The sequence below is a fragment of the Variovorax sp. 10N420 genome, assembly GCF_056394705.1.
Map to the genome: position 1 here is coordinate 18,858 of NZ_JBFTIJ010000002.1, position 25,146 is coordinate 44,003.

Below are 25,146 nucleotides of genomic sequence, written 5' to 3' on the forward strand. Positions count from 1 at the left end.
GGGTTTATTAGCTCACTTGAAGAAAACATGATGAAGAGACGAGAAATTCTGGCCCTTGCGGGTCTTTTGGCCACCCCGCTTGTTTCACTTGCGAATGACTATCCACGAATGCCGATCAACCTGGTGACCCCTTTAGCCTCAGGCGACGCCGCTGATACGGCCGCGCGTTTGATGGGGCAGGAGTTATCGAAATTGCTGGGTTCAGCAGTCGTGGTCGTGAATCGCCCCGGGGCGGGCGGATCATTGGGCACTCAATCCGTGATTAACGCGCCAAAGAACGGCTACACGATGTTGTACGCGCAAAACAGTCCATTGACGATTCGGCGCGTGACCGATCCTGACAGCGCAAACTACGACCCGCTGAAAGACCTGACTCCCCTTGGCATGGCGACGCGGAGCCCGTCTGTACTTGTCGTGCGCAAGGACGCTCCATTCCATACCTTCAAGGAGATGGCCGAATACGCGCGCAAAAATCCCGACGCCGTTCGCATCGGCAATGCGGGGCCGGGGTCCGTGGGCGACATCAGCGTCCAGTTGATGAGCGCCGCGACGGGCGCTCAAATGATTTCGGTGTCTTACAAGGGAGCTGCCCCGGCCATCAATGACCTGCTGGGCGGCCACATCGACGCCATCGTTCTTGCGCTGGGTGCCGTGAGCGCGCACATGCGCAGCGGTTCATTGCGCGGTCTGGCTATCTCATCGAAATTCCCGGAGTTTGCAGATATACCGACGCTCGGGCAGCTGGGATACAAGCAGGAGATCCAAGGCGTCTGGTTTGGTTTCTTCATGCCCGCAGGCGTACCGAAAAACGTGGTGGACACCATGCTACCGGCGCTGGAAAAAGTGGTTCGCAATCCTGAAATTACGGCGCGACTTCAGCCGATGGGAATCCTGCAGGAATGGGCCTCTGCGGAGAAAATGTCAGAAGAAATTTCCGGCGAATATAGCTCCGTGAAGAAATTACTCGGAGCTGCCCAAAAAAGATAACCTTGATTCAAAAATCCAGTTAAAGATCTAGGAAAGTTTTCATGGCTCAGAATATTCATGTGGCAATCGTGGGAGGTGGCATCGGAGGCCTGGCCGCCGCGAATGCCTTGCTGCATCGCGGTCTCAGCGTAGCGGTGTACGAGCAGGCCGGCGCGCTTGGCGAGGTCGGCGCAGGCGTCTTTATCTATCCCAACAGCCTGAGACAGCTTGAGCGAATCGGCTTGGGCGAGCCGCTGGCCAGAGTGGGCGCAAAAGTCGGTACTGGCTCGGAGTACTACCGCATGGACGGTTCGACCGTCGGCAAGATCCTGACCGCCGACTCCAGCGGGTGGAACGGAATGTACGGCATGCATCGCGCCGATCTGTTGAACGTGCTGGCGAATGCGCTGCCGTCCTCCTCGATCCATACCGGCCATCGCTGCGTCGGATTCAGCCAAGACGAAAACGGCGCCAGCCTGACATTCGAGAACGGAAATGTGGCCAAGGCTGATGCCGTGATCGCCGCGGATGGAATCAATTCCGTCCTGCAGAAATACGTCGTGGAGCCATCGGCACCCGAATACTCCGGTGTTCGCGCCTATCGAGGGTTGATTTCCGCCGACAAGCTTCCGCAATGGAGGCCCCAAGCGCATCAGGTCTGGATGGGCGACGGCAAGCACTTCATGGTGTTCCCGGTCCGGCGCGGCGAGTTGCTGAACTATGTGGGCTTCGTGCCCACGAACACCGAGACGGTGGAGTCCTGGTCTGCAATCGGCGACAGGGACGAACTGGCAGCTTCTTTCACTGGCTGGGACTCTCGTGTTACCGAGCTTCTGGACAAAGTGGAAAGCTGCTTCTGGTGGGGGCTTTATGACCGCAAGCCGCTCAGGGAATGGATCAATGGCCGGCTGGTACTGCTCGGCGATGCCGCACATCCGATGCTTCCGCATCTGGGCCAAGGCGCCAATCAGGCCATTGAAGACGGGACCGCACTTGCCGTGCTTTTGCAAAAATGCAGCAAGAGCGGTGATATCAGGGAGGCGCTGCAAAAATATGAAGCACTCCGGCGCCCGCGGACGTCACTCGTCCAGGCCGAGGCCAGGAAAAATGGCTTGCGGTATGACTCGAAGTACGAAGATCTGGCGCAGCGTGACAGAGAAATTGCAAACTCCGCGCAATTTCGCAAATCACTCTACGACTACGACATAGAGAAAGAAGCGGCGGATTTTCGGGGCTGAACCGCCGAGCCGCTTCAGTCGGCAGCGCTAAACATCACCGACGCGCGCAGACCGGTCCGGCCGTTCGCGCCTGCATTTGCGTTGGACGCCAGGGAAACCGTCGCCCCGAATGCGCGCGCAATCTCTCTCACGATGGCAAGGCCGAGGCCGGTGCCTTCCGTGTCGTGCGACGCGCGATAGAAGCGCTCGAACACGCGCTCCATCGCTTCAGCCGGGATGCCGGGGCCATTGTCGTCAACCGAGAGCTCGACGCGATCTCCGATGCGCTGCACCTTCACCGTCACCCGGCCTTCTTCGTGCGTGTAGCGCAGGGCGTTGTCCACAAGATTGCTCACCAGCGCGCCTAGCAATGCCGGCTGCGCCACAACCCAGCCGGTGTCGCCCGTCTCCGGCAGCTCCAAACCCAGGTCTATGTGGCGCCGATCGGCGAGCGCGGCCAGCTCCTCGATGCTGTGCAAGGCCACTGCAGCGAGATCGACCCGTTCAAGGCCGGCGGACGCATCGTGGTGTTCGGCTTGCGCGAGCAGCAGCAGCTTGTTGGTGACTTCGACCAGCCGCCGGTTGCTGTCCTGCATGGCGCCCCACATGGTGTCCATGTCGGCGCGGCGCGTGTCCCATTGCTGGCGATGCTGCCGCGTATAGCGCGCGTATTCAATCTGCGATGCCTGCAAGGCAAGCGGCGTGCGCAACTGGTGCGCCGCATCGGCAATGAAGCGCCGCTGCGCTTCGGAGTGCGCGCGCAACTGGCGCACGAAACCGTTGATCGTGTCGGCGACTGGCCGCAGCTCGGTGTGCAATGAGCGCGGCTCGATCGCGAAATCAAGGCGCATCGGGTCGTGCTGCGCGAGTTGCCGGCTCAGCCGCAGGACGGGGCGGAGCTCCCACGTCAGCGCGAATGTCGTCAGCACGATCGCGAGCAACAGGGCGATCAGCAGATAGCCAACCGTCGGCAACCAGAGCGCACGCAGCATGTGGTCGCGGCTGCGCGTGGTCTTGCCCACCGCAATGGTGACTTCGGCACCGCCGCCCACTTCGAACATGGCGCGCTGCGTGACGACGGCGCGCAGGCGAAGCCCGTCGAGTTCGGCGTCATACCACTGGGCGCGGTCCACGCCTTCCAGTTTGCGCTTGGGCGGTAGCGGAAATCCCGGCGTCCCGGCCAGCACCGTACCGGCGGCGTCGGTCACGCTGAGAAAGACCTGGTCGCGGTCGGGCGAGGCAAAGAGGCTCAGGGCCGAAGGCGGCACGCTGGCTTGCACGTTGTCGCCTTCCCAGATCAGCCGTTCGGAAAGTACCTTGGCGGAGGCCAGAAGGTCATGGTCCTGCACGTAGTCGGCCACAGCCGCCGCGTTGCGCCAACTGAGATAGCCGCACACGCCGACGAACACCGACAGCGGCAGCAGCAGCCAGGCCGCCAGTCGCACGCGCAGGCTGGAAAGCAACTCAGCCTTCATCGCGCGTGCGCAGCAGATAGCCGACGCCGCGCAAGGTGATGATGGTGGCTTGCGCCTTCTCCAGTTTGCGCCGCAGACGATGCACGTAGAGGTCGATGGCATCGGCGCTGGGTTCGTCCTCCAGGCCGAAAATGGCGTCGACCAGCGTTTGCTTGGAGACCGTGCTGCCCATCCTGAGCATCAGCGTCTCGAGCAGCGTGCGCTCGCGGGGCGGCAGCGCCAGCTCGGCGCCCGCGAGCGTGAACTGGCGCGTGCGCAGGTCATAGTGCAGGTCGCCGCAAAGGATGTCATTGGCCTTGCCCGGCATTTGCCGCCGCACCAGCGCCTTGATGCGCGCGACCAGTTCGCGCACCTCGACAGGCTTGACGAGGTAGTCGTCCGCGCCGATCTCGAGGCACATCACCTTCTGGTCCAGCGACGCGCTCGCGGTCAGGACCAATACCGGCACGTCGTCGCGCCGCGCGCGCAATCGCCGCAGCACACCTTTGCCCGTGAGCCCGGGAATGTTGAGGTCGAGCAGGACGACGTCATAGCGTGCCTGCTGCAGCAGGCGGTCGGCGGCATCGCCGTCTTCGACGTGGTCGATGACGAAGTCCTGTTCGCGCAAGAGGTTGGCCAGCCACAGGGCGAGCTGCGGGCTGTCTTCGACAAGCAGGAGTTTCATGGGGTGTGGGATTCTAGAAAACCTTCCGGCAGGCCGCACGTCCGAGGGTTGTCCGAGGTTGTCCGAGGGTTTACCAGCAGCAATCGCCGCCTGTACCGAAAGCCGGCTGAAAGATGCGCATCCCTAGACTTTGCCCGTACCTGCGACGTCTTGTCGCGCGTCATTCCTTTCAGCCCTCAGGAGACATTCCAATGCGTGCTTTCCATCGCAACCTGCTCGCCACCGCCCTGTGTACCGCCTTCGCGGCAGCGGCGCCCTTTGCCCAGGCTGCCGAGCCGATCACCATCATGGTCGGCGGCATCAACAAGATCATCTACCTGCCGGCCAAGCTCACCGAGGCGCTGGGCTACTTCAAGGACGAGGGCCTGACGGTGGAGCTGCAGTCGCAGCCTGCGGGCGTCGACGCCGAGAACCAGTTGATCGCAGGCGCGGTGCAAGGCGTGGTGGGCTTCTACGATCACACGATCGACCTGCAGAGCAAGGGCAAGGAAATCCAGGCGATCGCCGTGTTCTGCAAGGTGCCCGGTGAAGTCGAGCTGGTGTCGACCAAGGCGGCGCCCACGTTCAAGAGCATGGCCGATGCCAAGGGCAAGACGCTTGGCGTGACCGGACTGGGCTCGTCGACTGAATTCCTCACGCGCTATCTCGCCGATCGCCAGGGTGTCGCGACCAAGGAATACTCGCTGCTGCCCGTCGGTGCCGGCAACACTTTCGTGGCGGCCATGAAGCAGGACCGCATCCAGGCCGGCATGACGACCGAGCCGACCGTCTCGGAGATGCTCAAGACGGGCGACGCCAAGGTGCTGGTCGACCTGCGCACCGAGAAGGACACGGCGGCAGCGCTCGGCGGCCTCTATCCGGCTGCGAGCTTCTACGTGCAGAACGCATGGGCCGAGTCGCACAAGGACCAGGCGGCCAAGCTGGCCCACGCCTTTGCGCGCACCATGGAATACATCCACACGCACAGCGCCGAGGAAATCGCCGAGAAGGTGCCGCGCGACTACTACGGCAGCGACAAGGCCCTGTACGTCCAGGCATTGAATGCGTCCCTTCCGATGTTCACCGCCGACGCGAAGATGCCTGCTGGCGGACCGGAGACGGTGCTGAAGGTGCTGTCCACGTACAAGCCGCTCATCAAGAGCAAGAACATCGACTTGTCGAAGACCTACACCAACACCTATCTCGCAGCGAGCGCCAAGTGACGAGCACGACCGAGACGCAGACGCCTGCCATCCAGTTCCGCGACGTTTCGCTGCGCTTCATCTCGGCGGACGGGAACGCGACGGTTGCGCTGCGCAACTTCAGCATGTCGGTGGCGCGCGGCGAGTTCGTCGCCATCGTCGGACCGACGGGCTGCGGCAAGTCGACGACGCTGAACATGGTCACCGGCCTGCTTCGCCCCACGGTGGGCGAAGTGCGGGTGATGGGCCAGCCGGTTCAGGGGATCGATCCGCGCATCGGCTTCGTCTTCCAGGCGGATGCGGTTTTCCCATGGCGCAACGTGACCGAGAACGTCGCTGCAGGACCGCTGTTCCGGGGCAAGCCGAAGAAGGAAGCGCACGAGATGGCGGCGGAATGGATCCACCGCGTCGGGCTCGGCAAATTCGGCGGGCACTACCCGCACCAGCTATCGGGCGGCATGCGCAAGCGCGTCGCGCTGGCGCAGACCTTCATCAACAGCCCCGAGATCCTGCTCATGGACGAGCCCTTCTCCGCACTCGACATGCAGACCCGCACGTTGATGCAGGACGAACTGCTCAGGCTCTGGTCGGGCACGGGCGGCTCTGTCGTCTTCGTTACGCATGACCTCGAAGAGGCCATCGCGCTGGCCGATCGGGTGTTCGTGCTGTCGGCGCGCCCCGGCACGCTCAAGCGCGTCTACGACATCGACCTGCCGCGCCCTCGCATCACGTCGCAGGTGCGCTACGAGCCGCAGTTCATCGAACTTTCAAAGCACATCTGGGACGACCTGCGCCAGGAAGTCGTCCTTGCCTGAGTCTTTTGCCCAAGTCTGTTTTCCGGAGTGTTTTCAACAATGACTGAATTAGTCCTGCCCGCCGTCCTCAGCGACGAGGCACTGGCCCGCGAGTCCGAACGTGCACAAGCGCGCATTCGCCGTCGACGCTCCATGATCATTTCGCTGCGTGTGCTGGTGCTGCTGGTGGTGCTCGGCGGCTGGGAGGTTGCCGCGCGCCACAAGTGGATCGACCCGTTTTTCTACTCGATGCCTTCGATGATCTGGGACCAGCTCGTCGAGTGGATGCGGGAAGGCACCGCGCAAGGTTCGCTGTGGATGCAGGTTGCCGTGACGCTCGAGGAAACGGTCATCGGATTCCTCATCGGGTCGATCGCCGGCGTCATATGCGGCATTCTGCTGGGCCGCAACAAGCTGCTGTCGGATGTCTTCAGCCTCTACATCCAGATCGCCAACTCGATACCGCGCGTGGTGCTGGGTTCGATTTTCGTCATCGCACTCGGCCTCGGGATGGCGTCCAAGGTGGCGCTCGCCGTGGTGATGGTGTTCTTCGTGGTCTTCGGCAATGCCTTCCAGGGTGTGCGTGAAGCAGACAAGTACATGATCGCCAATGCGCAAATCCTCGGCGCGTCACCGCGGCAGGTGACGATGTCCGTTGTCATCCCCTCTGCCATGTCCTGGATCCTCGCAAGCCTGCACGTGAGCTTCGGCTTTGCACTGGTCGGCGCGGTGGTCGGCGAATTCCTCGGCGCCAAGGAAGGCATCGGCCTGTTGATCTCGACGGCGCAGGGCGCTTTCAACGCGAGTGGCGTGTTCGCCGCCATGATCGTGCTCGCCGTGGTCGCGCTGGCTGCCGATTTCCTGCTGACTTCGCTGGAGAAGCGCCTTCTCAAATGGCGGCCTGCGGCCTTCTGAACGGGTAACCCAGGCCGATGGGTGCGGGCACTGCGTTGACGATGCGGGTGAAAAGCGCGGCGTAATCGGGCTCCGGTTCGCAACCCGCCAAGGCATCCCTGTTGGCGCTGAACGCCTCGTCGAGGTCGGCCCAGTCCTCGCGCGTCAGCACTTTTTCCGCCAGCGGAAGAATCTCCCGCTCCTCCAGGGCCATGTGGCCAAGATAGAAGTCGACATAGCGCTCGACCGCCTGTTCAAAGGCCTTCCGGCGTGGCTCGCCGAGCATTTCGAACGAGAGGAGCGCGTGTTCCACTTCGCGGATCTTCCGTTCTCCGCGTGCATGGTCGTCATCCAGCCGATCGAGCAGTTCGCGCGAGATCGGCGTTCGCGCGCGCAACTTGGGAAACAGCAATTCCGATTCCTTGCGGTGGTGCCGCTTCTCGGGAAACTCGTCAACATAGAAGAGCATCGCGCGGAGGGCAGCAAAATCAGGAAGCGTGCCCTGCCGCCGATGGTCCGCCAACAGCAGCAGGATGGAACGAAGCATGGCCGACAAGGCCGAGTGTTCGTCACGGATGATTCGAGTCGTCGTGTGCGTCATGCGGTTCTCCACTAGGTGTCGGAAGGTTGACATTGCGCGGACGTTTCGACCTTGCCGTAGATCAAACGGCGACGCTTTGCAGAGCGATCATTTGGTGAGCTTGAGCGTGCCCTTCATCATTGCCGAGTGCCCCGGAAATGAACAGAAGAACGCGTAGGCCTGGTCAGGCTTGAGCTTGCTGGTATCGAAGGTGACGGAACCAGACTCTCCACCACCGACCACTGCCGTGTGCGCAATCACGCGTGCGTCGCCCGGCTTGACGTAGTTCTTGTCCAGGCCGGCGCCGATGCCGTCGGTTGCCACGCCCTGCGCATCTGCGGCCGTGGTCAGCACCCAGTTGTGCCCCATTGCCGCTTTTGGCAGCTTGCCTGCGTGCTTGAGCTTGACGGTGAACTGCTTGCAGCTTTGGGGCACCTCGATGCTGCTCTTGTTGAACTGCATTGCGTCGTTGCCTTCGATCTCCACGTCGCAAGCGGCCGCCGAGGCTCCGCCGGTCAAGGCCAGGAAAAGCGCCGCGGCGCAGATGTTCCTCATCTTCTTCATGTTGTTCATGTCAATGGAAATCACGTTCAAGGTCCTTTTCTTTCTACATTGCCAACGGAATGGCGGAACGCTGCATGAAGGCGGTCAGCGCCTCCACCTTGGGGATCTGGATGTCGCGGCGACCCCGCTCGGTGAAGCGAATCACATCGCCCCTCGCCATCCGCGACAGCGCCCGGCTCACGCTCTCCAGGGTCATGCCAAGGTAGTTGCCGATTTCGGCACGCGTCATCCGCAGGGTGATCTGGTCCGTCCGAAGACCCCGCTGCGCGAGAGCCTCTGCCCAGTAGCGAAGGAAGCCGGCAACACGCGCATCGGCCGGCAGAGTGCACAGCGACAGCAGTGAATCGTGGTCGCGGGCGAGTTCCCGGCTCATGGCTTCGTGCAGCAGGGTGAGCAGTGCGGGCGTTTGCACGGCCGCCTTGAGCAGCGCGTCATAGCGCACTGCCCAGACTTCGCCGGTGTCCATGGCCACGGCGTCACAGCGATAGTGCGACGTCGCGATGCCATCGAAGCCCAGCCAATCGCCCTTGAAATGAAGTCCAACGACCTGCTCCCGCCCTTCGCCGGACAGATTGACAGACTTGAACATGCCCGAATTCACGATGTAGAGACACCCGAATGATTGGCCGACTCCGCATACGATTTCGCCGGAACGAACCACTCGCCTTTGGAAGTGCACGTTGTCCTGGATCAGCTGGAGCATGTCGGCGATTCGGCTCACTGCCGACTGGGCACCTTGGGAAAGGCTGATTGTCGTTTCGCTCATCGCGCACTCCGTTGTCTGTTGGATGAGTGCAGCTTAAAAAGCTGGCGCAACGCGACCGTGAACAGGCCGGATGCTTCCGTAACAGTGCGTGAACTCCTTGTATCGATCCGGTGTCCTGCTCTCGCAGATGCTTCAGCGACACCAGCCGTCCAGTTGGTGGCTGAGATCGATCCAAAGGCCCTGGAGCGCCGCGGCCGCAAGCAAAGCCCCGGCGATCCGGCTGCCCCACTCCTTGCGGACGACACCCGCGCCCGTTCGCAGCCACTGCCACAGCCAAGGCGCAAGGACCAGCGAAATGCCGCTGCCCAGCGCGAACGCGGCCATCAGGGCTGCGCCCTGCAGCGCCCCGTTTGCCAAAGCAGCAAGCATCAAAGCGGAGTAGAGCAACCCGCACGGCATGAAGACCCAGAGCGCGCCGGTTGCAAGAGCACCAGCGCTCGACCTTGTCAGCGGCCTCAGTCGACGTGCCAGCGCGCGTCCGGCCTGAAGCGCCAGTCGCGGTTGACGCCCCAGCGCCGCCAGCGAGAGACCCCAAATCAATACGAACACATGAAGAAGCATCCAAAGCGGCCGCAGTGCCACGACCTGTTCGCTCGCGAAAGCCAGGCCCTGCGCCGCCACTCCCGCGATGGCGCCGGCCGCCGCATAGCCGGCCACTCGGCCCGCGTGCAGCGCCAAGGCCGCGCCGAAGCCGCTCGTGCCACCGGACAGCGAGGCAACGCCGCCTTCCGGTGCCCGAACAATCCGGATCACGCCCGAACACGCCGCGCCGCACATTGCCACGCAATGCGGCCCGCCCGCCAACCCCATGAGGAGTGCCGTGCCGATGAGTGCCGCTTGTCCTCCCACGGCCATCAGCGCCTCGAACGAGGAACGTCCGCAGCGGGCGTTGCCGAGTGATTCCGCGCGGTAAGAGCAGGAAGGTGCTTCTTTTCAGCAAGCGCGCGGTTGATCTCGATACCCTCCCTGTAATAGTCCTCCGAGACCACCGGATCAGGCGTGCGAACCGCCAGCCAAAGTGTGACGAAGCTGGCGACCACCACCACGGCCGGGCCACCCAGCACCATCCACAGCAGCGGAAAGCGCCACCACGGCGCGCATGTCAAGGAGGTAGTGGCAGTGTTCCCGGTCATGGGGTGTCCTTTGGTTGTCAGCGTGGCACCACGAAGGTGGCCTTCTCCGAGACCCGGGCGCCGTCGTCCGCCGAGCGCACGTCGAAGTAGACCGGATGTGAGCCGGGCGCCGAACCGCCGTATGGCAGTTGCAGACGCACGGCGACCCAACGCGATTGCGCAGGCCCGACTTCGACCGGCTCTTGCGGCGCCAGCTGCAGATTGTCGAGCCCTGTCGCCGTGATGCGATAGCGTTGTGGCCGCTCGGTCGAATTCATGATCTGCAGCCGATACACGTTTTCGAGTTGGCCCCCTTCGGCGATGCGAGCAAGCGTGCCGCGGTCGTGCACCACGTCGACTTTGAGCGGCGTTCTGAGCACGAGGCTTGCCAGCAAGCCAATGCACAAGGCAGCCAACACGGCGCAGTAGCCCAGCACACGCGGCCGGAGTATGCGCCCAAGCACCTGCTTCGGGGACCAGCGTCCGGCCATTCCATTCTGCATGGCATAGCGGATCAGGCCACGCGGGGTCGTCATCTTGTCCATCACCGTGTTGCAAGCGTCCACGCAAAGGCCGCAGCCGATGCATTCGTATTGCAGCCCCTGGCGGATGTCGATGCCCGTGGGGCAGACCTGCACGCACAATCCGCAGTCGATGCAATCCCCGAGACCCTGCGCGCGGGGGTCGCTGCCCTTGGCGTGCACACCGCGCGGCTCCCCGCGCTCTGCGTCATAGCTGACGATGAGCGTATCGCGGTCGAACATCGCACTCTGAAAGCGTGCATAGGGGCACATGTACTTGCAGACTTGCTCGCGCATGAAGCCGGCGTTGCCATAGGTTGCAAAGCCGTAGAAGAAAACCCAGAACACTTCCCACGAGTTCATTCGCGTCTGGAGAAACGCGAGCGCCAATTCGCGGATCGGGGAGAAATAGCCCACGAAAGTGAAGCCGGTCCATATCGCGATTCCGAGCCATACGACGTGCTTGAACCATTTCTTCACGACCTTCTCGGTCGAAAGGAGGTCCTTGTCCAGGCGCATTCGTGCGGCGCGGCTGCCCTCGATCTTCTGCTCGACCCACATGAAGATCTCGGCATAGACAGTCTGCGGACAGGCATAGCCACACCACAGGCGACCCGCGACGGCCGTGAACAGAAAGAGCGACAGCGCCGAGATGACCAGCAGCCCGGTCAAATAGATCAAGTCCTGCGGATACAGGACGAGACCGAGGATGTAGAAGCGCCGTGCGCCGAGGTCGAAGAGCACCGCCTGCCGCTGTCCCCACTCGATCCACGGCAGCCCGTAGAAGAAGAGTTGCGTGGCGAACACCATCACCCAGCGCCAGCGTGCGAACAGCCCCTGGACGGAGCGGACGTAGACCTTCTTGTGCGCCTCATAGAGGCCGACGCTTGTGTCGGCCACCGCGATCGGGATCACCCGACCCTTGGGCATGTTCGAGTCAGGCGCGGAATCTGGCATTGCTTGACCTCAAGGCGTGGCAGGCGCAGGCGCGGCGGCGGATGCACCGGGCTTGTTCGACAGGCCCCAGACGAACGATGTCAGCACGTGGAGCTGCGCTTCCGTCAAGCGCCCCTGCTGCGCCGGCATCTGGTTGGTCTTGCCGGTGTTGATGATTGAGATGATCGCCTCCTGTCCATAGCCATGCAGCCAGATCCTGTCCGACAGGTTTGGCGCGCCTACCGCTGTGTTTCCGATGCCACCGATGCCATGGCAGGCCGCGCAAGCCGTGAACTTGCTTTTGCCCAGGCCGGCCCGCACGGAATCATGTGGACTCCCGGACAAGCTCAGCACATAGTTGGCGACGTTCTTCACGTCCTCCGGCGTGCCCACCGCCTGCGCCATGGGCGGCATCACCCCGATGCGGCCGAGCGTGATCGTTTCCTTGATCTTCTCGGGCGTACCTCCGTGCAGCCAGTCGTTGTCGGTGAGGTTGGGGAATCCCTTGCCCCCGCGCGCATCCGAGCCGTGGCATTGCGCGCAGTTGTTCAGGAACAGTCGCTCGCCGATGGCCATGGCTCCCGGATCCGCAGCCACTCGCTCCACGGGCATCGCCGTGTAAGAGGCATAAATGGGCTCGAGTTCGCGGTTGGCAGCGGCGACGTCCCTTGCATATTCGGAATCTGTGCTCCACGCGAGGCGGCCTTGATAGGTGCCCAAGCCCGGGTAGGCGAAGAGATAGCCGAGAGCGAACACAATCGTGATGACGAACAGGCCCATCCACCAGCGCGGCAACGGGTTGTTCATTTCGCGCAAGTCTTCGTCCCAGACGTGCCCGGTCGTGTTGTCCGCACCGCCCGGCACCTTGGCTCGCGCCGTAAGCCAAAGCAGCAGTCCGCAGGCCAGGATACTCAAGAGAGTCGCAATGGCCACGTACTGTGACCAGAATTCATGGATGAAGTCGCTCATGGTGTCAGTCCTGCTCGAAGGGCAAGCGGCTCGCCTCGTTGAAGCCCTCTGCGCGTCGGCGGGAGTAGGCCCAGACGAGTATTCCGATGAAGGTGGCGAAGGAAACCAGAGTCGCCAAGGTGCGCAAGGTGGTGATGTCCATCGAAGGCTCCCTACTTCAGTGCAAGTCCGAGGGACTGCAGATACGCGACGAGCGCGTCCATCTCTGTTTTGCCGCTGACTTCAGTCGACGCACCGGCAATCTGCTCGTCGGTGAACGGCACGCCGACATGACGCAAGGCGCGCATGTGCGCGGGGGCTTCACCAGGATCGACCTGAGTCGTCTCGAGCCATGAATAGGCCGGCATGTTCGACTCCGGCACCACGTCGCGCGGATTGTTCAGGTGAATGCGATGCCATTCGTCGCTGTACTTGCCACCCACCCGGTGCAGATCGGGACCAGTGCGCTTGCTGCCCCACTGAAACGGGTGGTCGTAGACGAATTCGCCGGCCACGGAGTAGTGGCCATAGCGCATCGTCTCGGCCCGGAAGGGCCGGATCATTTGCGAATGGCAGTTGTAGCAACCCTCGCGCACGTAGATGTCGCGCCCCAGAACCTGCAGCGGCGTTGGCGGCTTCAGGCCCGTGATCGCCTCCGTGGTGGACTTCTGGAAGAACAGCGGCACGATCTCGACCAGTCCGCCGATGGCGACGACCAGCAGGACCAGCACGATCATGAGGAAATTGTTGGTCTCGATCTTCTCGTGCGAGAAGCCGGACTTCGGGGTACTGGTGCTCATCGAATCTCCTCAGGCACTTGCCAGCGCTGGCGTCGGGATGACCATGCGAATCGAACGGCCCACGACGACCGTCATGGCCACGTTCCAAGCCATCACCAGCATGCCGCCCAGGTAGAGCAGACCGCCGACGACGCGAACCATGTAGTAGGGATAGGTGGCCTTCACCCCTTCGACGAACGTGTAGGTGAGCGTGCCGTCGGGATTGATGGAGCGCCACATCAGCCCCTGCATCACACCCGCGATCCACATGGCCGCGATGTAGAGAACGATCCCGATCGTCGACATCCAGAAGTGCAGCTCGATGGCCTTGACACTGTACATCTCGGTCCGGTTGTAGAGCCGCGGAATCAGGTAGTAGAGAGAGCCCATCGTGATGAAGCCCACCCAGCCGAGGGCGCCCGAATGCACGTGGCCGATGGTCCAGTCCGTGTAATGCGAGAGGGCATTGACGGTCTTGACGGACATCATCGGGCCCTCGAAGGTGGACATGCCATAGAAGGACAGCGACACGATCAGGAAACGCAGGATCGGGTCGGTGCGCAACTTGTGCCAGGCACCAGAGAGCGTCATCACCCCATTGATCATGCCGCCCCAACTGGGCGCAAGGAGGATCAGCGAAAACACCATGCCGATCGACTGCGTCCAGTCAGGCAAGGCCGTGTAGTGCAAATGGTGCGGCCCCGCCCACATGTACGTGAAGATCAGCGCCCAGAAGTGCACGATCGACAGGCGGTACGAATACACCGGCCTGCCTGCCTGCTTCGGAACGTAGTAGTACATCATTCCGAGAAAGCCCGCCGTCAGAAAGAAGCCCACGGCGTTGTGCCCGTACCACCACTGGACCATGGCGTCCTGCACACCGGCATACGCCGAATAGCTCTTCATCCAGCCAGCAGGAACTGCCGCGCTGTTGACGATGTGCAGCAGAGCCACAGCGATGATGAACGCCCCGAAGAACCAGTTGGCCACATAGATGTGGCGCACCTTGCGAGTGCCGATGGTGCCGAAGAAGACGATGGCGTAGGCCACCCACACCAATGCAATCAGGATGTCGATCGGCCATTCGAGCTCCGCGTATTCCTTGCCGCTGGTGTAGCCCATGGGCAAGCTGATGGCGGCAGCCACGATGACCGCCTGCCATCCCCAGAACACGAAAGACGCAAGGCCGGGCGCAAAGAGACGGGTCTGGCAAGTGCGCTGCACCACGTGGAAGCTGGTCGCCATCAAGGCGCATCCGCCGAAGGCGAAGATCACCGCATTGGTATGCAAGGGCCGAAGCCGCCCGTAGCTGAGCCACGGAACTCCGAAGTTGAGTTGCGGCCAGGCCAACTGCGACGCGATGATCACGCCGACCAGCATTCCCACCACACCCCATACGACAGCCATGATGGCGAACTGCCGGACTGCGGTGTCGCTGTACACCGCAGCGGGAGAATTCGGAGATTGCATCATCAGGTCCTTCCTTGAACTCGGGCAAGTGTCCCGGGGGACCACCACCAAAGGCTTGATGCAGATCAATCGCTTCGCAGGATGCGCTCGCCCTCGGGCTCGATGTCCTCGAACTGCCCACCATCGACGGCCCACCAAAGCCCGCCGAGGATCACCAGCACGAGCACGACCGAGAACGGAATCAGCAAAAAGAGAATGTCCATTGGCGTTCAGCTTCCTGCCTGCCGCGCCAGGCGCGCGGCGTTGAGTACCACCACCAGAGAACTTGCCGCCATACCGAGGCCCGCCAGCCACGCCGGAAGCAAGGCCATGAAGGCCAGTGGCACACAAAGCGTGTTGTAGGCAGCGGCCCATCCCAGGTTCTGCCGCACTGTGCGAAGCGTGCGGCGGGCTTGTTCGATGGCCTGCGGAATCACGGCAAGCTGATCGCCAAGCACGATGAAGTCGGCCCTGGCTTTCGCCAGCGGAACTGCGCCGCCAAAGGCAAACGACACATTCGCCTGCGCGAGCACAGGGCCGTCGTTCAATCCGTCGCCGACCATCGCAACACGGCGTCCGCGCGCTTGCTGCTCTTGCACCGCGCGCAGCTTTTCCTCGGGCATGCAGTCGCCACGCGCGTCCGGGATTCCGACTCGCCCGGCGACCTCCTGTGCGGCGGCGCCGCGATCCCCGGAGAGCAACTGCACGGCCACTCCTTGCGCCATGAGCGCAGCGACCGCAGCTTTGGCGTCGGCACGAAGATCCTCCGCAAGAACGAAGGTCGCGGTCCATCCTTGCTCGTCGGCGAGATGCACGTGCATGGCGTCCGAAGGCAGAGTCGGCACGCGGCAGAACGAGGCCGATCCCAGATGCACGTGGCGTGCGAGGCGGTCGATGCTCCCCTTCCGCAGCAATCGGCCTTCGATACCGTTGCCCGGGTGCTCCGTTGTCTCCAAGGCCTCCCACGAAGGTGACGAGCGGAACTGCGCATTCCATGCATTCACGAGTGCGCGCGAAACGGGATGCAGCGACTGCGCAGCCAATGCGGCAGCGATCTCGAGCGCATCACCAGGCCGCAAGCCGCGACGGCAATAGACGCGCTCCAGGCGAGGTAGATCGCGCGTGAGGGTGCCGGTCTTGTCGAAGACCACCGTGTCGATCGACGCAAGGGCTTCCAATGCCTGAAGATTGCGGACGACCACGCCGCTGCGAGCCAATGCCCCTGCGCTCGCGAGCATTGCGGCCGGCGTGGCGAGCGACAGCGCACAGGGACATGTCACGATCAGCACGGCGACGGCCGCCATCAGCGCCTTTCCGGAATCGACGTTCCACCAGAACACTGCCGCCAGCGCAGCCGCGGCAAGCACGGCAAGCAGGAAGGGCTTTGCGGCGCGGTCGGCCATTTGCGCCAGGCGCGGCTTCTGCAGCGAAGCACTTTCCATCAATGCGACGATCTGTCCGAAACGCGTGTCTTGTCCCACTGACTCAACCCGCACACGCACCATCGACGCGACGTTGTGGCTTCCGGCGAGCACGTGCGCACCTTGCGAGCGCTGCACAGGGCGCGATTCGCCGGTCAAGAGCGCCTCGTCGGCCATCGTGTTGCCGTCAATCACGATGCCGTCTGCCGGAAATGCTTCACCCGGCAGGACCCTGACGACGTCGCCTGCCGCCAACCGGCGCACCGAGACGCGCGAGAACGTTCCGTCGCCACCGAGCCGCTCGACGCTGTCGGGGAGCCGGTTCATCAATGCCTCGAGTGCGCCGGCGGTGCGGTCCCGAAGTCGCGACTCCAGCCAACGACCGGTGAGCAGGAAGAAGACGAACATCGTGAGTGAATCGAAATACACCTGTTCGCCCAACCGCCCTTGAGGATCGAACGTCGCCGCACTGCTGACGCTGAAGGTGATCGCGATGCCGAGCGCGACCGGAAAATCCATGCCTATGCGACGCACGCGCAGATCGCGCAGGGCGCTGCGGAAGAACGGGCCGCACGAAAAGGCAATGACAGGCAGCGTGAGAACCCAGGAGGCCCAGCGAAGCAATTGGGCGGCATCCGCAGACATGTCGCCCGGACGCGCGATGTAAGCGGGATACGCGTACATCATCACTTGCATCATGCAGAAGCCCGCCACCAGCCAGCGCCAAAGTGCAAGGCGGCCCTCTCGCTTGCGCCGCGCCCGCGCAAACATATCACCGGCCGGCACCAGCGGATAGCCCGCTGCTGCCGCCGCTTCGAACCATCGCGAAGGCCGAACTGTGGCCGCCGACCAGACGATGCGGGCGCGTCCGCTGGCGGCGCTCACGTCGATGCGTTCGACGCCCTGCACCCGGCCCACGGCCTCTTCAACGGCGAGCGCGCAGGCCGCGCAACGCATGCCGTCGACCACGACTTGCGATTCCCAGCGCCCCGTGGCCGGGTCTCCGTCGATGGCGCGGCCGAACCCCGCCCATTCGGCCGGATCGTCGAGCACTGCCTGACCAAACGAGAGCACAGCTTGCATCGGCCGAGGCTATTGCTTGTCTTGCACGCGAAGCTTGATCTGAATCAAGCCAATGGCGGTCTCGTCACCCCCGCTCCCCCCAACGGTGAAGAAGCCGGTTTCCGCATCTCTGGCCGCAGCGTCTCCCGCGAGATAGTAGCCGCGCAGTTCGGAAGGAAAGTAGCTTGCGACGTGACCTTCTGGAGTGCATTCGCGATGGCCGTGACCTATGCCGCGGGCACTTTCTTCGGGACGGTCGTTGCGTGATCCTGGCCTGGGGCTGCGATGCGCGGCTTGAGATTCAGCGTTGCGCACCCAACCGAGGCCTCGCTTGCGCCATATCAATGGGCGACGCTGGGACGATCCGATACTGGTCACATCTCCATTGCCAAAGGAACGCGCCATGTACCAACGAATTCTTGTTCCGGTTGACGGAAGTCCTACATCACGCCGCGGTTTGGACGAGGCCATCCATCTCGCCCAACTCACTAAAGGCCGCCTGCGTCTTATTCATGTGGTCGACGAACTCTCATTTGCGGTCGCGATGGACGCGTATTCAAGTTATTCCGGGGACTGGCTGGGCCTCTTGCGCAAGGCCGGCCAAGGTGTGCTCAACGAGGCCAAGGGGATTGCGACAAAAGCGGATGTGGAGGTCGAGACCGTGCTGAGCGAAAGCTTCCACGGCGCGGTTCATGAAATGGTCACGGCCGAGGCTACCAAGTGGGCGGCGGATTTGATTGTCGTCGGCACGCACGGCCGCCGCGGGGTGAGGCGGCTGGTGCTGGGCAGCAGTGCCGAACATATCCTGCGATACGCGCCGGTGCCTGTCCTTCTGGTGCGCGCGACGGGGTCTGAGTCGAAGGCCGACAACGGATCATCCGCGCCTTCGCAAGCAGACGCGCCGGAGATTGAAACTGGAACAAACTGAATGGCGGGCCGGGGCAACGACGCCACGGTCGCCAAGTCCAATCGGCTCGGTCAGGAAATGCACGGCGCCAGTTCGAGTCGCCGCGCATCAGTTGCGGATCTCGCGATCGGGCAGCGCGGGCAAGATATCCCAGGCCTTCGGGGCCCGAGTTCGACACGCCTGATTTTGATCGAGCGCAAGTAGCCTGTGGACGCCCTTACATAGACTGAGATTGCCGATTGACGACTGTCTCAGCGACGTCCGTGGCCAAGCTCGAAGACGGCGTGCTACGTCTCACCTTGCCCCAGCGCGAAGGCTCCGCCAGCCGAACGCTGAAGATTCAGTAGAGCCCAGTGCAAATGAGCACCAAGCAATCCACGGCGCTCAGGGCGATCGCTTTCGTCATGGCTACGCTCGGCGCGACGGGCCTGCTGATTGCCGCGGGCCTGACAGAAGAGCCGCAGCCGGCGAACGATTGTCTCGTCTGCCCGGCGACCAGCGCGCGTTGACGCCTACCAATCACCACGCGGTCGTGACCGATCGCAAAGGACTCGCGGGTGTCGTTTCTTCGCTCGATTTCGTTCGGACATTCGTCCCGCAAAACCGCCGCGCCGTTGGCCGATCGTAGATTCCCAAAGGGAAGGCATCGCCACACCCGTGTTCCCGCCAACAGCAATTGCATGCGTCATCCTGGGTGCGGCACTCTGCGCTGGATTTGCGCCACATCAAGATCTCTCCAGGGTGGGGCTCCGATACTGAGGGACCTATCTACCTCCGGAGCACGCCATGTACCAACGCATTCTGGTTCCCGTCGACGGCAGTCCGACCTCTCAGCGCGGATTGAACGAGGCCATCGAACTCGCGAAGATCACCAAAGGCTGTCTGCGGATGCTGCATGTCATCGACGACCTTTCGTTCTCCCTGGCATTGGATGCCTACTCCGGCCATCCCGGCGAATGGATGAAGCAGTTGCGCGACGGCGGAGGGCGCATCCTCGATGCAGCGAAGGCAACCGCTGAAGCGGCGGGCGTAGAAGCCGATACCCTGTTGTGCGATCGTGTCATGGGGCCGGTCTACGAGCAGGTCACGACCGAGGCGAACAACTGGCACGCGGATCTGATTGTTCTGGGCACTCACGGCCGTCGTGGTATCGATCGATTCGTGATGGGCAGCAGTGCAGAACACATCCTGCGTCATGCGCGCATTCCCGTGCTGCTGGTGCGCGCATCGGAGGCTGCCACGAAGGCTCAGTCCGTATCGGACAGCGTCAAGGTGCATCTGCCCTCGGCCGCGCTCTCGCTCGAATAGCCGCGCACAGAGTCGAAGCTCGACGCAGCGTCTCTACACCGGCGGTTGACACAGTGTTTCTCGAGCGATGATGGGCATGGAAGTGTCATGGCCAGATGTTCGCCGGAGCGCAACGCACTGAATTCCACCGGGCCGTCGAGCGGCTGAAAGGCTGGCGAAGACGGTTCGAGTTTCAGTCGCTCTCACTTGCCCTTGAACAACCGTTTTCTGGACGAACTACGATGCCAGCGATCGCCTTGCTCATAGGTGCAATCCTGGTTCTGGCGACCCTCGTCGACGCCTTTGAAGTGGTTCTGCTGCCGCGGCCAGTGCGTCGGCGAGTGCGGCTGAACCGGTATTTCTTTCAAACCACCTGGTACCTGTGGGCCCGATGCGCCAAGGTCTGGCCTTTAGGCCGCCGGCGCGAGGACTTTATTGGAGTCTACGGACCGCTGGCAATGGTGATGCTCTTCGCCCTGTGGGGCTGGAGCCTGATCATTGGGTTTGGACTGATTCACTGGGCCCTTCAACGCCTGGTGCACACCGCCGGGGCTGACGCACTGATTGACCTGATCATCATCAGCGGAGACTCCTTCTTCACGCTTGGCTACGGCGACAACGTGCCGCACCATCGCCTCGCGCGGCTGTTGGTGATCTTCGAAGCCGGCGTGGGCTTTGGCTTTATCGCGCTGACTGTTGGCTACTTGCCCGTGCTCTACCAACATTTCACCCGTCGAGATCTACAACTCATTGAATTCTCCGCGCGCTCGGGCTCGCCTCCCACCGCCGAGGCACTGCTCGCCTGGCACGCGCATGACAGCCCGGAGGCACTTGAGCGGTGGCTGAGGGGCTGGGAAATCTGGGCAAGCGATCTGATCGAGAGCCAAGCCGTCTATCCCATGCTGGCGTATTACCGATCTCAGCACGAAGGCCATTCCTGGCTTGGCTCTCTCGCGGTGGTTCTGGATGTGTGCACGTTGCTGATCGCGGGTGCCGACGATTCACGCCGTCACCAAGCGACCGCCACCTTCTGCGCTTTGAGGCGAGTCCTCGATGAAGCCAGCGAATCTCTGCGCGTGGCGCCTGCGCATCAGCTTTCGGCTCGTTGTATGGATGCCGCGGCCCTGAAGCATCTCACACGGGCAATGCGAGGGATCCTGCCAAGCTGGCGTAGCGACGAGGCCAGCTTGCGCGCGATTGAGCAGCTACGCAAAAGCTATGAACCCCGATTGGAAGGCTTAGCCGCCTACTTGCTGCTGAACGTGCCGAGCTGGACAAATACCGCTGCAACGGGAGCCGAGCGCTTCAGTCGCGACGCGATCGTGCAGCAACTCACGCAGGGGCGCCGGGAGTGATGGCGGTGTCCCGCCCACGAAGCACAAGCCCCTTCAGAACTCCGAGGCGGACCCGCTCCCGCGACAGGGCTGCAATCAGCGTCCTCCAGCGTCGCGGACAGCTGCCATGGACGACGCTACCTCAGTGCGCTTCGGATAGCTGCTCCAGGATCGCCGGGTTCTCCAGCGTCGATATGTCCTGGGTGATGGCTTCGTTCTTGGCCACGGAGCGCAAGAGCCGACGCATGATCTTTCCGCTGCGTGTCTTCGGCAGGTTGTCGGCAAAGCGGATGTCCTTGGGCTTGGCGATAGGGCCAATCTCTTTGCCGATCCAGTTTCGCAGCTCGATGGCCAGCTTGCGCGCCTCCTCCCCAGTCGGCCTTGCACGCTTGAGCACGACGAAGGCGCAGATCGCTTCGCCGCTGGTCTCGTCAGGGCGCCCCACGACAGCCGCCTCGGCGACCAGATGGGTGCAAGCCACAAGTGCGGATTCGATCTCCATCGTACCCATGCGATGTCCGCTGACGTTCAGCACGTCGTCGATGCGCCCCCCAATGGTGAAGAAGCCGGTTTCCGCATCTCTGGCCGCACCGTCACCCGCGAGGTAGTAGCCGCGCAGTTCGGAAGGAAAGTAGCTTGCGGCGTAGCGCGCATCGTCGCCCCACACTGTTCTGATCATGCTTGGCCAGGGCTTCTTGATCACCAGCAGCCCGCTTTGGCCGTTGGGCACGTCACCACCGGTTTCATCCACGATGGCCGCCATGATGCCCGGGAAGGGAAGCGTGCACGAACCCGGCACCAATGTCGTGGCGCCCGGCAGTGGCGTGATCATCTGGCCGCCTGTTTCAGTCTGCCACCAGGTATCGACAATGGGGCAACGACCGCCACCGACGTGCTCGTGATACCACTCCCAGGCTGCCGGGTTGATGGGCTCGCCGACAGATCCGAGCACGCGCAGACTGCTCAGGTCGCTATTGCGCGGATGCACGTCTGGATGGCCCTCCGCAGCCTTGATCAAAGACCGAATGGCCGTCGGCGCCGTGTAGAACACTGTCACCTTGTGGCGCTCGATCATCTTCCAGAATCGTGCGGCATCCGGGTAGGTCGGAATTCCTTCGAACACCACTTCCGTCGCTCCAATAGCCAATGGTCCATAGGCGATGTAGGTGTGCCCAGTGACCCAGCCGATGTCGGCCGTGCACCAGAACACATCGTCGTCATGGATGTCGAAGGTCCATTGCGTGGTCACGGCCGCATGCACGAGATATCCGCCACTGCAATGCTGCACCCCTTTCGGCTTGCCCGTCGAGCCGGACGTGTAGAGAAGGAAGAGCGGGTGCTCGGCCCCCACCCACTCAGGCTCGCAATGCAAAGGCTGCGCTGCCGTGATTTCATGCATCCAGTGGTCGCGGTTTTGCCACGAGACCGCGCCGCCGGTACGCCGGTAGACGATCACCTCGCGCACGGTCTCGCAACCGCCCAGTGCCAGTGCCTCGTCGACCAGCGCCTTGAGCGGCAGAGCCTTGCCACCCCGCATCTGCTCGTCCGCGGTGACCACCGCCAATGCGCCGGTGTCCGCAATCCGGTCATGGAGCGATTGCGCGGAGAAGCCGCCGAAGACGACAGAGTGCACCGCACCGATGCGGGCGCATGCCTGCATGGAGATCACGGCTTCGATCGACATCGGCATGTAGATGACCACGCGATCGCCCTTGCCAACGCCCAGTGCCTTCAGCGCGTTGGCCATCCGGGCCGTTCTCGCAAGCAGTTCAGAGTAGGTGATGCGCGTCACGGCACCGTCGTCCGCCTCGAAGATGATCGCCACCTTGTCACCGCCGCCGGCTTCCACGTGGCGGTCGAGGCAGTTGTACGACACGTTCAGCGTGCCGTCGGCGAACCATTCAAAAATCGGCGCGCGGCTGGTGTCGAGCACCTGCGTGAAGGGCTTCTTCCAAGCCACGAACTCCCGCGCCAGCCGGGCCCAATACCCCTCGTAGTCGGCGTCCGCCTCCGCCGCGAGCGATTCGTATGCCGCGCGGCCAGCGACATGCGCCGAGCGAAGAAGCCGCTCCGGCGGCGGGTACTGCTTTGGGGCCTTGGATACGTCGAGCTGACTCATGCATTTCTCCTTGAAGGGTTCGCAGATGTTGGAGGCACTTCAGGCTGCGAACTTTGAGCTAGCGCAAGCTCACGGAAATATCCCTGGCTTCCAATCGCATCGGCCCCCAGTCATTTGCAGGAGACCCCATGGACGACAAACTGGTTCGACGGATCGTCAGCCAACCCAAGTACAAGGAGTTGAAGGCCAAGCGCACGCGCTTCGGCTGGATGCTCACGCTGCTCATGCTGATCGTCTACTACGGCTTCGTGCTGCTTGTGGCGTTCAACAAGCCCTTCCTCGCTCAAAGGCTGGGTGAAGGCGTCATGACCGTCGGCATGCCGATTGGCTTTGGGGTGATCGTGTTCACGATCCTCATTACCGCCTACTACGTCCGTCGCGCTAACGCCGAGTTCGACGTGCTCTCAGAAGCCGTTCGCAAGGAGGTGTTGTGATGAACCGGCACACCCATGCACTTCGCGCCTTGCTGGCTCTGGCTGCGCTGCTCGCGCTGTCTTCCGGCGTGATGGCCGCCGGCGCCGACCTCGGCCAGGCGCAAAAGCAGGCAACGAACTGGACGGCCATCGGCATGTTCGGCTTGTTCGTGGTCGGCACTCTTTTCATTACCAAGTGGGCCGCGGCAAAGACGAAGTCGGCCTCGGATTTCTACACCGCCGGGGGCGGCATCACGGGGTTCCAGAATGGCCTGGCGATCGCAGGTGACTACATGTCCGCCGCCTCTTTCCTCGGCATTTCGGCGGCGGTCATGGCAGCGGGCTACGACGGCCTCATCTATTCGATCGGCTTCCTCGTTGGCTGGCCGATCCTCACCTTCCTGATGGCGGAACGCCTGCGCAATCTTGGCAAGTTCACCTTCGCGGACGTGGCTGCGTTTCGTTTCAAGCAATCTCCCATCCGCATCTTCGCGGCTTCGGGCACGCTGGTCGTGGTGGCCTTCTACCTGATCGCGCAGATGGTGGGCGCTGGGCAGCTCATCAAGCTGCTGTTCGGTCTTGAATACTGGATCGCGGTGGTCATCGTCGGCTCGCTGATGATGGTGTACGTGCTGTTCGGCGGCATGACCGCCACCACGTGGGTCCAGATCATCAAGGCCGCACTGTTGCTGGGCGGCGCCACCTTCATGGCGCTGTCGGTGTTGTGGCACTTCGGCTTCAGCCCGGAAGCCATGTTCGCGGGCGCCGTCAACATCAAGACCGACCTCGCACTGAAGGACGGGAAGACCGCGGAAGCGGCCGCGGCGGTCGGACAGTCGATCATGGGCCCGGGCAATTTCGTCAAGGATCCTGTCTCAGCGATCTCGTTCGGCATGGCTCTCATGTTCGGCACGGCCGGCCTGCCGCACATCCTGATGCGGTTCTTCACGGTGCCCAGTGCAAAGGAAGCGCGAAAGTCGGTGATGTGGGCAACGGGCTGGATCGGCTACTTCTACCTGCTCACCTTCATCATCGGCTTCGGTGCCATCAGCTTCGTGCTGACGAATCCACGCTTTCTGGACGCCGACGGGCTGCTGCGCGGCGGTGGCAACATGGCGGCCATCCATCTGGCCAGTGCGGTGGGCGGCAACGTGTTCCTCGGCTTCATCTCGGCGGTGGCTTTCGCGACGATCCTCGCGGTCGTCGCAGGACTGACGCTGTCCGGCGCATCGGCGGTTTCGCACGACCTGTTCGCGACCGTCGTGAAGAAGGGAAAGGCCGACAGCAAGTCAGAGTTGCGCATGTCGAAAATCACGACGGTGGCACTGGGCGCGCTGGCAGTGTTGCTCGGCATCGCGTTCGAGAAACAGAACATTGCCTTCATGGTGTCGCTGGCATTCGCGATTGCCGCCTCCGCCAATTTCCCGGTCCTGTTCATGTCGGTGCTTTGGAAGGGCTGCACAACGCGAGGCGCCGTCATCGGCGGCTTTCTTGGGCTCGTCTCTTCGGTCGCGCTCACGGTGGTCTCTCCATCGGTATGGGAAGCGACGCTCGGTCATCCGGCCGGTTCATCCCTGTTTCCCTTCGCATCACCGTGCCTGTTCTCCATGCCCATGGCCTTCCTGGGCATCTGGCTCTTTTCGATTCTGGATGCCAGCGATCGCGCGACCATCGACAAGAACGGCTTTCTGGCGCAGCAGGTGCGATCGGAGACCGGAATCGGGGCGTCAGGCGCCAGCGGGCACTGAGTAGGCGGC

The 25,146-nt window shown here is 62.7% G+C and carries 27 protein-coding genes; 12 read left to right on the forward strand and 15 right to left on the reverse strand.

Annotation, left to right across the window (positions count from 1 at the left end; all coding sequences use genetic code 11):
- The first annotated feature begins 27 nt into the window (after positions 1 to 27).
- On the forward strand, positions 28 to 987 hold the full coding sequence (locus AC1DEK_RS04510) for a Bug family tripartite tricarboxylate transporter substrate binding protein (RefSeq protein ID WP_478124022.1): 960 nt from the start codon (positions 28 to 30) through the stop codon (positions 985 to 987).
- A gap of 41 nt (positions 988 to 1,028) precedes the next feature.
- Positions 1,029 to 2,204, forward strand: coding sequence for an FAD-dependent monooxygenase (locus AC1DEK_RS04515; protein ID WP_478124023.1), 1,176 nt, complete (start codon positions 1,029 to 1,031; stop codon positions 2,202 to 2,204).
- Positions 2,205 to 2,218: 14 nt separating this feature from the next.
- On the opposite strand, the gene AC1DEK_RS04520 is transcribed toward AC1DEK_RS04515, so the two are convergent.
- Together AC1DEK_RS04520 and AC1DEK_RS04525 are read right to left on the reverse strand one after the other, a co-directional pair.
- Positions 2,219 to 3,646 (reverse strand): sensor histidine kinase, encoded by a 1,428-nt coding sequence (locus AC1DEK_RS04520; RefSeq protein ID WP_478124024.1) that lies wholly within the window; start codon positions 3,644 to 3,646, stop codon positions 2,219 to 2,221.
- Between the two features lies 1 nt (position 3,647).
- Positions 3,648 to 4,322: a response regulator gene (locus tag AC1DEK_RS04525; RefSeq protein WP_478124025.1), complete on the reverse strand. Its 675-nt coding sequence runs from the start codon at positions 4,320 to 4,322 to the stop codon at positions 3,648 to 3,650.
- Between the two features lie 191 nt (positions 4,323 to 4,513).
- Here AC1DEK_RS04525 and AC1DEK_RS04530 point away from each other — a divergent pair, with 191 nt between their 5' ends.
- From AC1DEK_RS04530 to AC1DEK_RS04540, 3 genes are read left to right on the forward strand one after another with little or no spacing between them, the layout of a single operon-like run.
- Positions 4,514 to 5,524 (forward strand): ABC transporter substrate-binding protein, encoded by a 1,011-nt coding sequence (locus AC1DEK_RS04530; protein WP_478124026.1) that lies wholly within the window; start codon positions 4,514 to 4,516, stop codon positions 5,522 to 5,524.
- Positions 5,521 to 6,318, forward strand: coding sequence for an ABC transporter ATP-binding protein (locus tag AC1DEK_RS04535; protein WP_478124027.1), 798 nt, complete (start codon positions 5,521 to 5,523; stop codon positions 6,316 to 6,318). The genes AC1DEK_RS04530 and AC1DEK_RS04535 overlap by 4 nt, the downstream gene beginning before the upstream one ends.
- Positions 6,319 to 6,357: 39 nt before the next feature.
- A complete protein-coding gene (locus AC1DEK_RS04540; protein WP_478124028.1) occupies positions 6,358 to 7,212 on the forward strand; it encodes an ABC transporter permease in 855 nt (284 codons plus the stop codon).
- Here the strand turns inward: AC1DEK_RS04540 and AC1DEK_RS04545 are convergent.
- From AC1DEK_RS04545 to AC1DEK_RS04600, 12 genes are all read right to left on the reverse strand, one after another.
- Positions 7,187 to 7,792, reverse strand: coding sequence for a hemerythrin domain-containing protein (locus AC1DEK_RS04545; RefSeq protein ID WP_478124029.1), 606 nt, complete (start codon positions 7,790 to 7,792; stop codon positions 7,187 to 7,189). The genes AC1DEK_RS04540 and AC1DEK_RS04545 overlap by 26 nt on opposite strands.
- A gap of 87 nt (positions 7,793 to 7,879) precedes the next feature.
- Positions 7,880 to 8,326 (reverse strand): azurin, encoded by a 447-nt coding sequence (gene azu / locus AC1DEK_RS04550; protein WP_478124686.1) that lies wholly within the window; start codon positions 8,324 to 8,326, stop codon positions 7,880 to 7,882.
- Between the two features lie 52 nt (positions 8,327 to 8,378).
- Entirely contained in the window at positions 8,379 to 9,101 is a 723-nt protein-coding gene (locus AC1DEK_RS04555) for a Crp/Fnr family transcriptional regulator (protein WP_478124030.1), read from the reverse strand.
- A gap of 132 nt (positions 9,102 to 9,233) precedes the next feature.
- Positions 9,234 to 9,956, reverse strand: a complete 723-nt coding sequence (locus AC1DEK_RS04560; RefSeq protein WP_478124031.1) for a sulfite exporter TauE/SafE family protein — start codon at positions 9,954 to 9,956, stop codon at positions 9,234 to 9,236.
- A complete protein-coding gene (locus tag AC1DEK_RS04565) occupies positions 9,956 to 10,234 on the reverse strand; it encodes a FixH family protein (RefSeq protein WP_478124032.1) in 279 nt (92 codons plus the stop codon). The genes AC1DEK_RS04560 and AC1DEK_RS04565 overlap by 1 nt, the downstream gene beginning before the upstream one ends.
- A gap of 17 nt (positions 10,235 to 10,251) precedes the next feature.
- Positions 10,252 to 11,691 carry a cytochrome c oxidase accessory protein CcoG gene (gene ccoG, locus AC1DEK_RS04570; protein ID WP_478124033.1) on the reverse strand — a complete coding sequence of 480 codons (1,440 nt, stop codon included), beginning with the start codon at positions 11,689 to 11,691 and terminating at the stop codon, positions 10,252 to 10,254.
- 9 nt (positions 11,692 to 11,700) lie between these two features.
- Entirely contained in the window at positions 11,701 to 12,639 is a 939-nt protein-coding gene (gene ccoP / locus AC1DEK_RS04575) for a cytochrome-c oxidase, cbb3-type subunit III (RefSeq protein ID WP_478124034.1), read from the reverse strand.
- Positions 12,640 to 12,643: 4 nt separating this feature from the next.
- Positions 12,644 to 12,781, reverse strand: coding sequence for a cbb3-type cytochrome oxidase subunit 3 (locus tag AC1DEK_RS04580; RefSeq protein WP_478124035.1), 138 nt, complete (start codon positions 12,779 to 12,781; stop codon positions 12,644 to 12,646).
- Between the two features lie 10 nt (positions 12,782 to 12,791).
- Positions 12,792 to 13,418, reverse strand: coding sequence for a cytochrome-c oxidase, cbb3-type subunit II (ccoO, locus tag AC1DEK_RS04585; RefSeq protein ID WP_478124036.1), 627 nt, complete (start codon positions 13,416 to 13,418; stop codon positions 12,792 to 12,794).
- A gap of 9 nt (positions 13,419 to 13,427) precedes the next feature.
- Positions 13,428 to 14,867, reverse strand: coding sequence for a cytochrome-c oxidase, cbb3-type subunit I (gene ccoN, locus AC1DEK_RS04590; RefSeq protein ID WP_478124687.1), 1,440 nt, complete (start codon positions 14,865 to 14,867; stop codon positions 13,428 to 13,430).
- Positions 14,868 to 14,932: 65 nt separating this feature from the next.
- The gene (gene ccoS / locus AC1DEK_RS04595) at positions 14,933 to 15,070 is read right to left on the reverse strand and encodes a cbb3-type cytochrome oxidase assembly protein CcoS (RefSeq protein WP_478124037.1); all 138 of its coding nucleotides are present in this window, start codon (positions 15,068 to 15,070) and stop codon (positions 14,933 to 14,935) included.
- Between the two features lie 6 nt (positions 15,071 to 15,076).
- Positions 15,077 to 17,350, reverse strand: a complete 2,274-nt coding sequence (locus AC1DEK_RS04600; protein ID WP_478124038.1) for a heavy metal translocating P-type ATPase — start codon at positions 17,348 to 17,350, stop codon at positions 15,077 to 15,079.
- 21 nt (positions 17,351 to 17,371) lie between these two features.
- Between AC1DEK_RS04600 and AC1DEK_RS04605 the strand changes: the two genes are divergently transcribed.
- From AC1DEK_RS04605 to AC1DEK_RS04625, 5 genes are all read left to right on the forward strand, one after another.
- Entirely contained in the window at positions 17,372 to 17,596 is a 225-nt protein-coding gene (locus AC1DEK_RS04605) for a hypothetical protein (RefSeq protein WP_478124039.1), read from the forward strand.
- Positions 17,597 to 17,732: 136 nt separating this feature from the next.
- Positions 17,733 to 18,257, forward strand: coding sequence for a universal stress protein (locus AC1DEK_RS04610; RefSeq protein ID WP_478124040.1), 525 nt, complete (start codon positions 17,733 to 17,735; stop codon positions 18,255 to 18,257).
- Between the two features lie 338 nt (positions 18,258 to 18,595).
- Positions 18,596 to 18,745 carry a hypothetical protein gene (locus AC1DEK_RS04615; RefSeq protein WP_478124041.1) on the forward strand — a complete coding sequence of 50 codons (150 nt, stop codon included), beginning with the start codon at positions 18,596 to 18,598 and terminating at the stop codon, positions 18,743 to 18,745.
- A 277-nt stretch (positions 18,746 to 19,022) separates the two neighbouring features.
- Positions 19,023 to 19,544: a universal stress protein gene (locus AC1DEK_RS04620; RefSeq protein WP_478124042.1), complete on the forward strand. Its 522-nt coding sequence runs from the start codon at positions 19,023 to 19,025 to the stop codon at positions 19,542 to 19,544.
- 95 nt (positions 19,545 to 19,639) lie between these two features.
- Positions 19,640 to 20,878, forward strand: a complete 1,239-nt coding sequence (locus tag AC1DEK_RS04625; protein ID WP_478124043.1) for a potassium channel family protein — start codon at positions 19,640 to 19,642, stop codon at positions 20,876 to 20,878.
- A 121-nt stretch (positions 20,879 to 20,999) separates the two neighbouring features.
- Here the strand turns inward: AC1DEK_RS04625 and acs are convergent, their stop codons facing one another.
- Positions 21,000 to 22,976 carry an acetate--CoA ligase gene (acs, locus tag AC1DEK_RS04630; protein WP_478124044.1) on the reverse strand — a complete coding sequence of 659 codons (1,977 nt, stop codon included), beginning with the start codon at positions 22,974 to 22,976 and terminating at the stop codon, positions 21,000 to 21,002.
- A 128-nt stretch (positions 22,977 to 23,104) separates the two neighbouring features.
- Between acs and AC1DEK_RS04635 the strand changes: the two genes are divergently transcribed.
- Positions 23,105 to 23,410, forward strand: a complete 306-nt coding sequence (locus tag AC1DEK_RS04635) for a DUF485 domain-containing protein (RefSeq protein ID WP_478124045.1) — start codon at positions 23,105 to 23,107, stop codon at positions 23,408 to 23,410.
- On the forward strand, positions 23,410 to 25,137 hold the full coding sequence (locus tag AC1DEK_RS04640; RefSeq protein WP_478124046.1) for a cation acetate symporter: 1,728 nt from the start codon (positions 23,410 to 23,412) through the stop codon (positions 25,135 to 25,137). The genes AC1DEK_RS04635 and AC1DEK_RS04640 overlap by 1 nt, the downstream gene beginning before the upstream one ends.
- The last annotated feature ends 9 nt before the right edge of the window (positions 25,138 to 25,146 follow it).

Bases quoted from the DNA above. Each gene is read 5' to 3' on its own strand.
- AC1DEK_RS04510 (WP_478124022.1), top strand. From the start codon at position 28: ATGATGAAGAGACGAGAAATTCTGGCCCTTGCGGGTCTTTTGGCCACC.
- AC1DEK_RS04515 (WP_478124023.1), top strand. From the start codon at position 1,029: ATGGCTCAGAATATTCATGTGGCAATCGTGGGAGGTGGCATCGGAGGC.
- AC1DEK_RS04525 (WP_478124025.1), bottom strand. From the start codon at position 4,322: ATGAAACTCCTGCTTGTCGAAGACAGCCCGCAGCTCGCCCTGTGGCTG.
- AC1DEK_RS04530 (WP_478124026.1), top strand. From the start codon at position 4,514: ATGCGTGCTTTCCATCGCAACCTGCTCGCCACCGCCCTGTGTACCGCC.
- AC1DEK_RS04540 (WP_478124028.1), top strand. From the start codon at position 6,358: ATGACTGAATTAGTCCTGCCCGCCGTCCTCAGCGACGAGGCACTGGCC.
- AC1DEK_RS04545 (WP_478124029.1), bottom strand. From the start codon at position 7,792: ATGACGCACACGACGACTCGAATCATCCGTGACGAACACTCGGCCTTG.
- azu (WP_478124686.1), bottom strand. From the start codon at position 8,326: ATGAGGAACATCTGCGCCGCGGCGCTTTTCCTGGCCTTGACCGGCGGA.
- AC1DEK_RS04555 (WP_478124030.1), bottom strand. From the start codon at position 9,101: ATGAGCGAAACGACAATCAGCCTTTCCCAAGGTGCCCAGTCGGCAGTG.
- AC1DEK_RS04560 (WP_478124031.1), bottom strand. From the start codon at position 9,956: ATGGCCGTGGGAGGACAAGCGGCACTCATCGGCACGGCACTCCTCATG.
- AC1DEK_RS04565 (WP_478124032.1), bottom strand. From the start codon at position 10,234: ATGACCGGGAACACTGCCACTACCTCCTTGACATGCGCGCCGTGGTGG.
- ccoG (WP_478124033.1), bottom strand. From the start codon at position 11,691: ATGCCAGATTCCGCGCCTGACTCGAACATGCCCAAGGGTCGGGTGATC.
- ccoP (WP_478124034.1), bottom strand. From the start codon at position 12,639: ATGAGCGACTTCATCCATGAATTCTGGTCACAGTACGTGGCCATTGCG.
- AC1DEK_RS04580 (WP_478124035.1), bottom strand. From the start codon at position 12,781: ATGGACATCACCACCTTGCGCACCTTGGCGACTCTGGTTTCCTTCGCC.
- ccoO (WP_478124036.1), bottom strand. From the start codon at position 13,418: ATGAGCACCAGTACCCCGAAGTCCGGCTTCTCGCACGAGAAGATCGAG.
- ccoN (WP_478124687.1), bottom strand. From the start codon at position 14,867: ATGCAATCTCCGAATTCTCCCGCTGCGGTGTACAGCGACACCGCAGTC.
- ccoS (WP_478124037.1), bottom strand. From the start codon at position 15,070: ATGGACATTCTCTTTTTGCTGATTCCGTTCTCGGTCGTGCTCGTGCTG.
- AC1DEK_RS04600 (WP_478124038.1), bottom strand. From the start codon at position 17,350: ATGCAAGCTGTGCTCTCGTTTGGTCAGGCAGTGCTCGACGATCCGGCC.
- AC1DEK_RS04610 (WP_478124040.1), top strand. From the start codon at position 17,733: ATGTACCAACGAATTCTTGTTCCGGTTGACGGAAGTCCTACATCACGC.
- AC1DEK_RS04615 (WP_478124041.1), top strand. From the start codon at position 18,596: ATGAGCACCAAGCAATCCACGGCGCTCAGGGCGATCGCTTTCGTCATG.
- AC1DEK_RS04620 (WP_478124042.1), top strand. From the start codon at position 19,023: ATGTACCAACGCATTCTGGTTCCCGTCGACGGCAGTCCGACCTCTCAG.
- AC1DEK_RS04625 (WP_478124043.1), top strand. From the start codon at position 19,640: ATGTTCGCCGGAGCGCAACGCACTGAATTCCACCGGGCCGTCGAGCGG.
- acs (WP_478124044.1), bottom strand. From the start codon at position 22,976: ATGAGTCAGCTCGACGTATCCAAGGCCCCAAAGCAGTACCCGCCGCCG.
- AC1DEK_RS04635 (WP_478124045.1), top strand. From the start codon at position 23,105: ATGGACGACAAACTGGTTCGACGGATCGTCAGCCAACCCAAGTACAAG.
- AC1DEK_RS04640 (WP_478124046.1), top strand. From the start codon at position 23,410: ATGAACCGGCACACCCATGCACTTCGCGCCTTGCTGGCTCTGGCTGCG.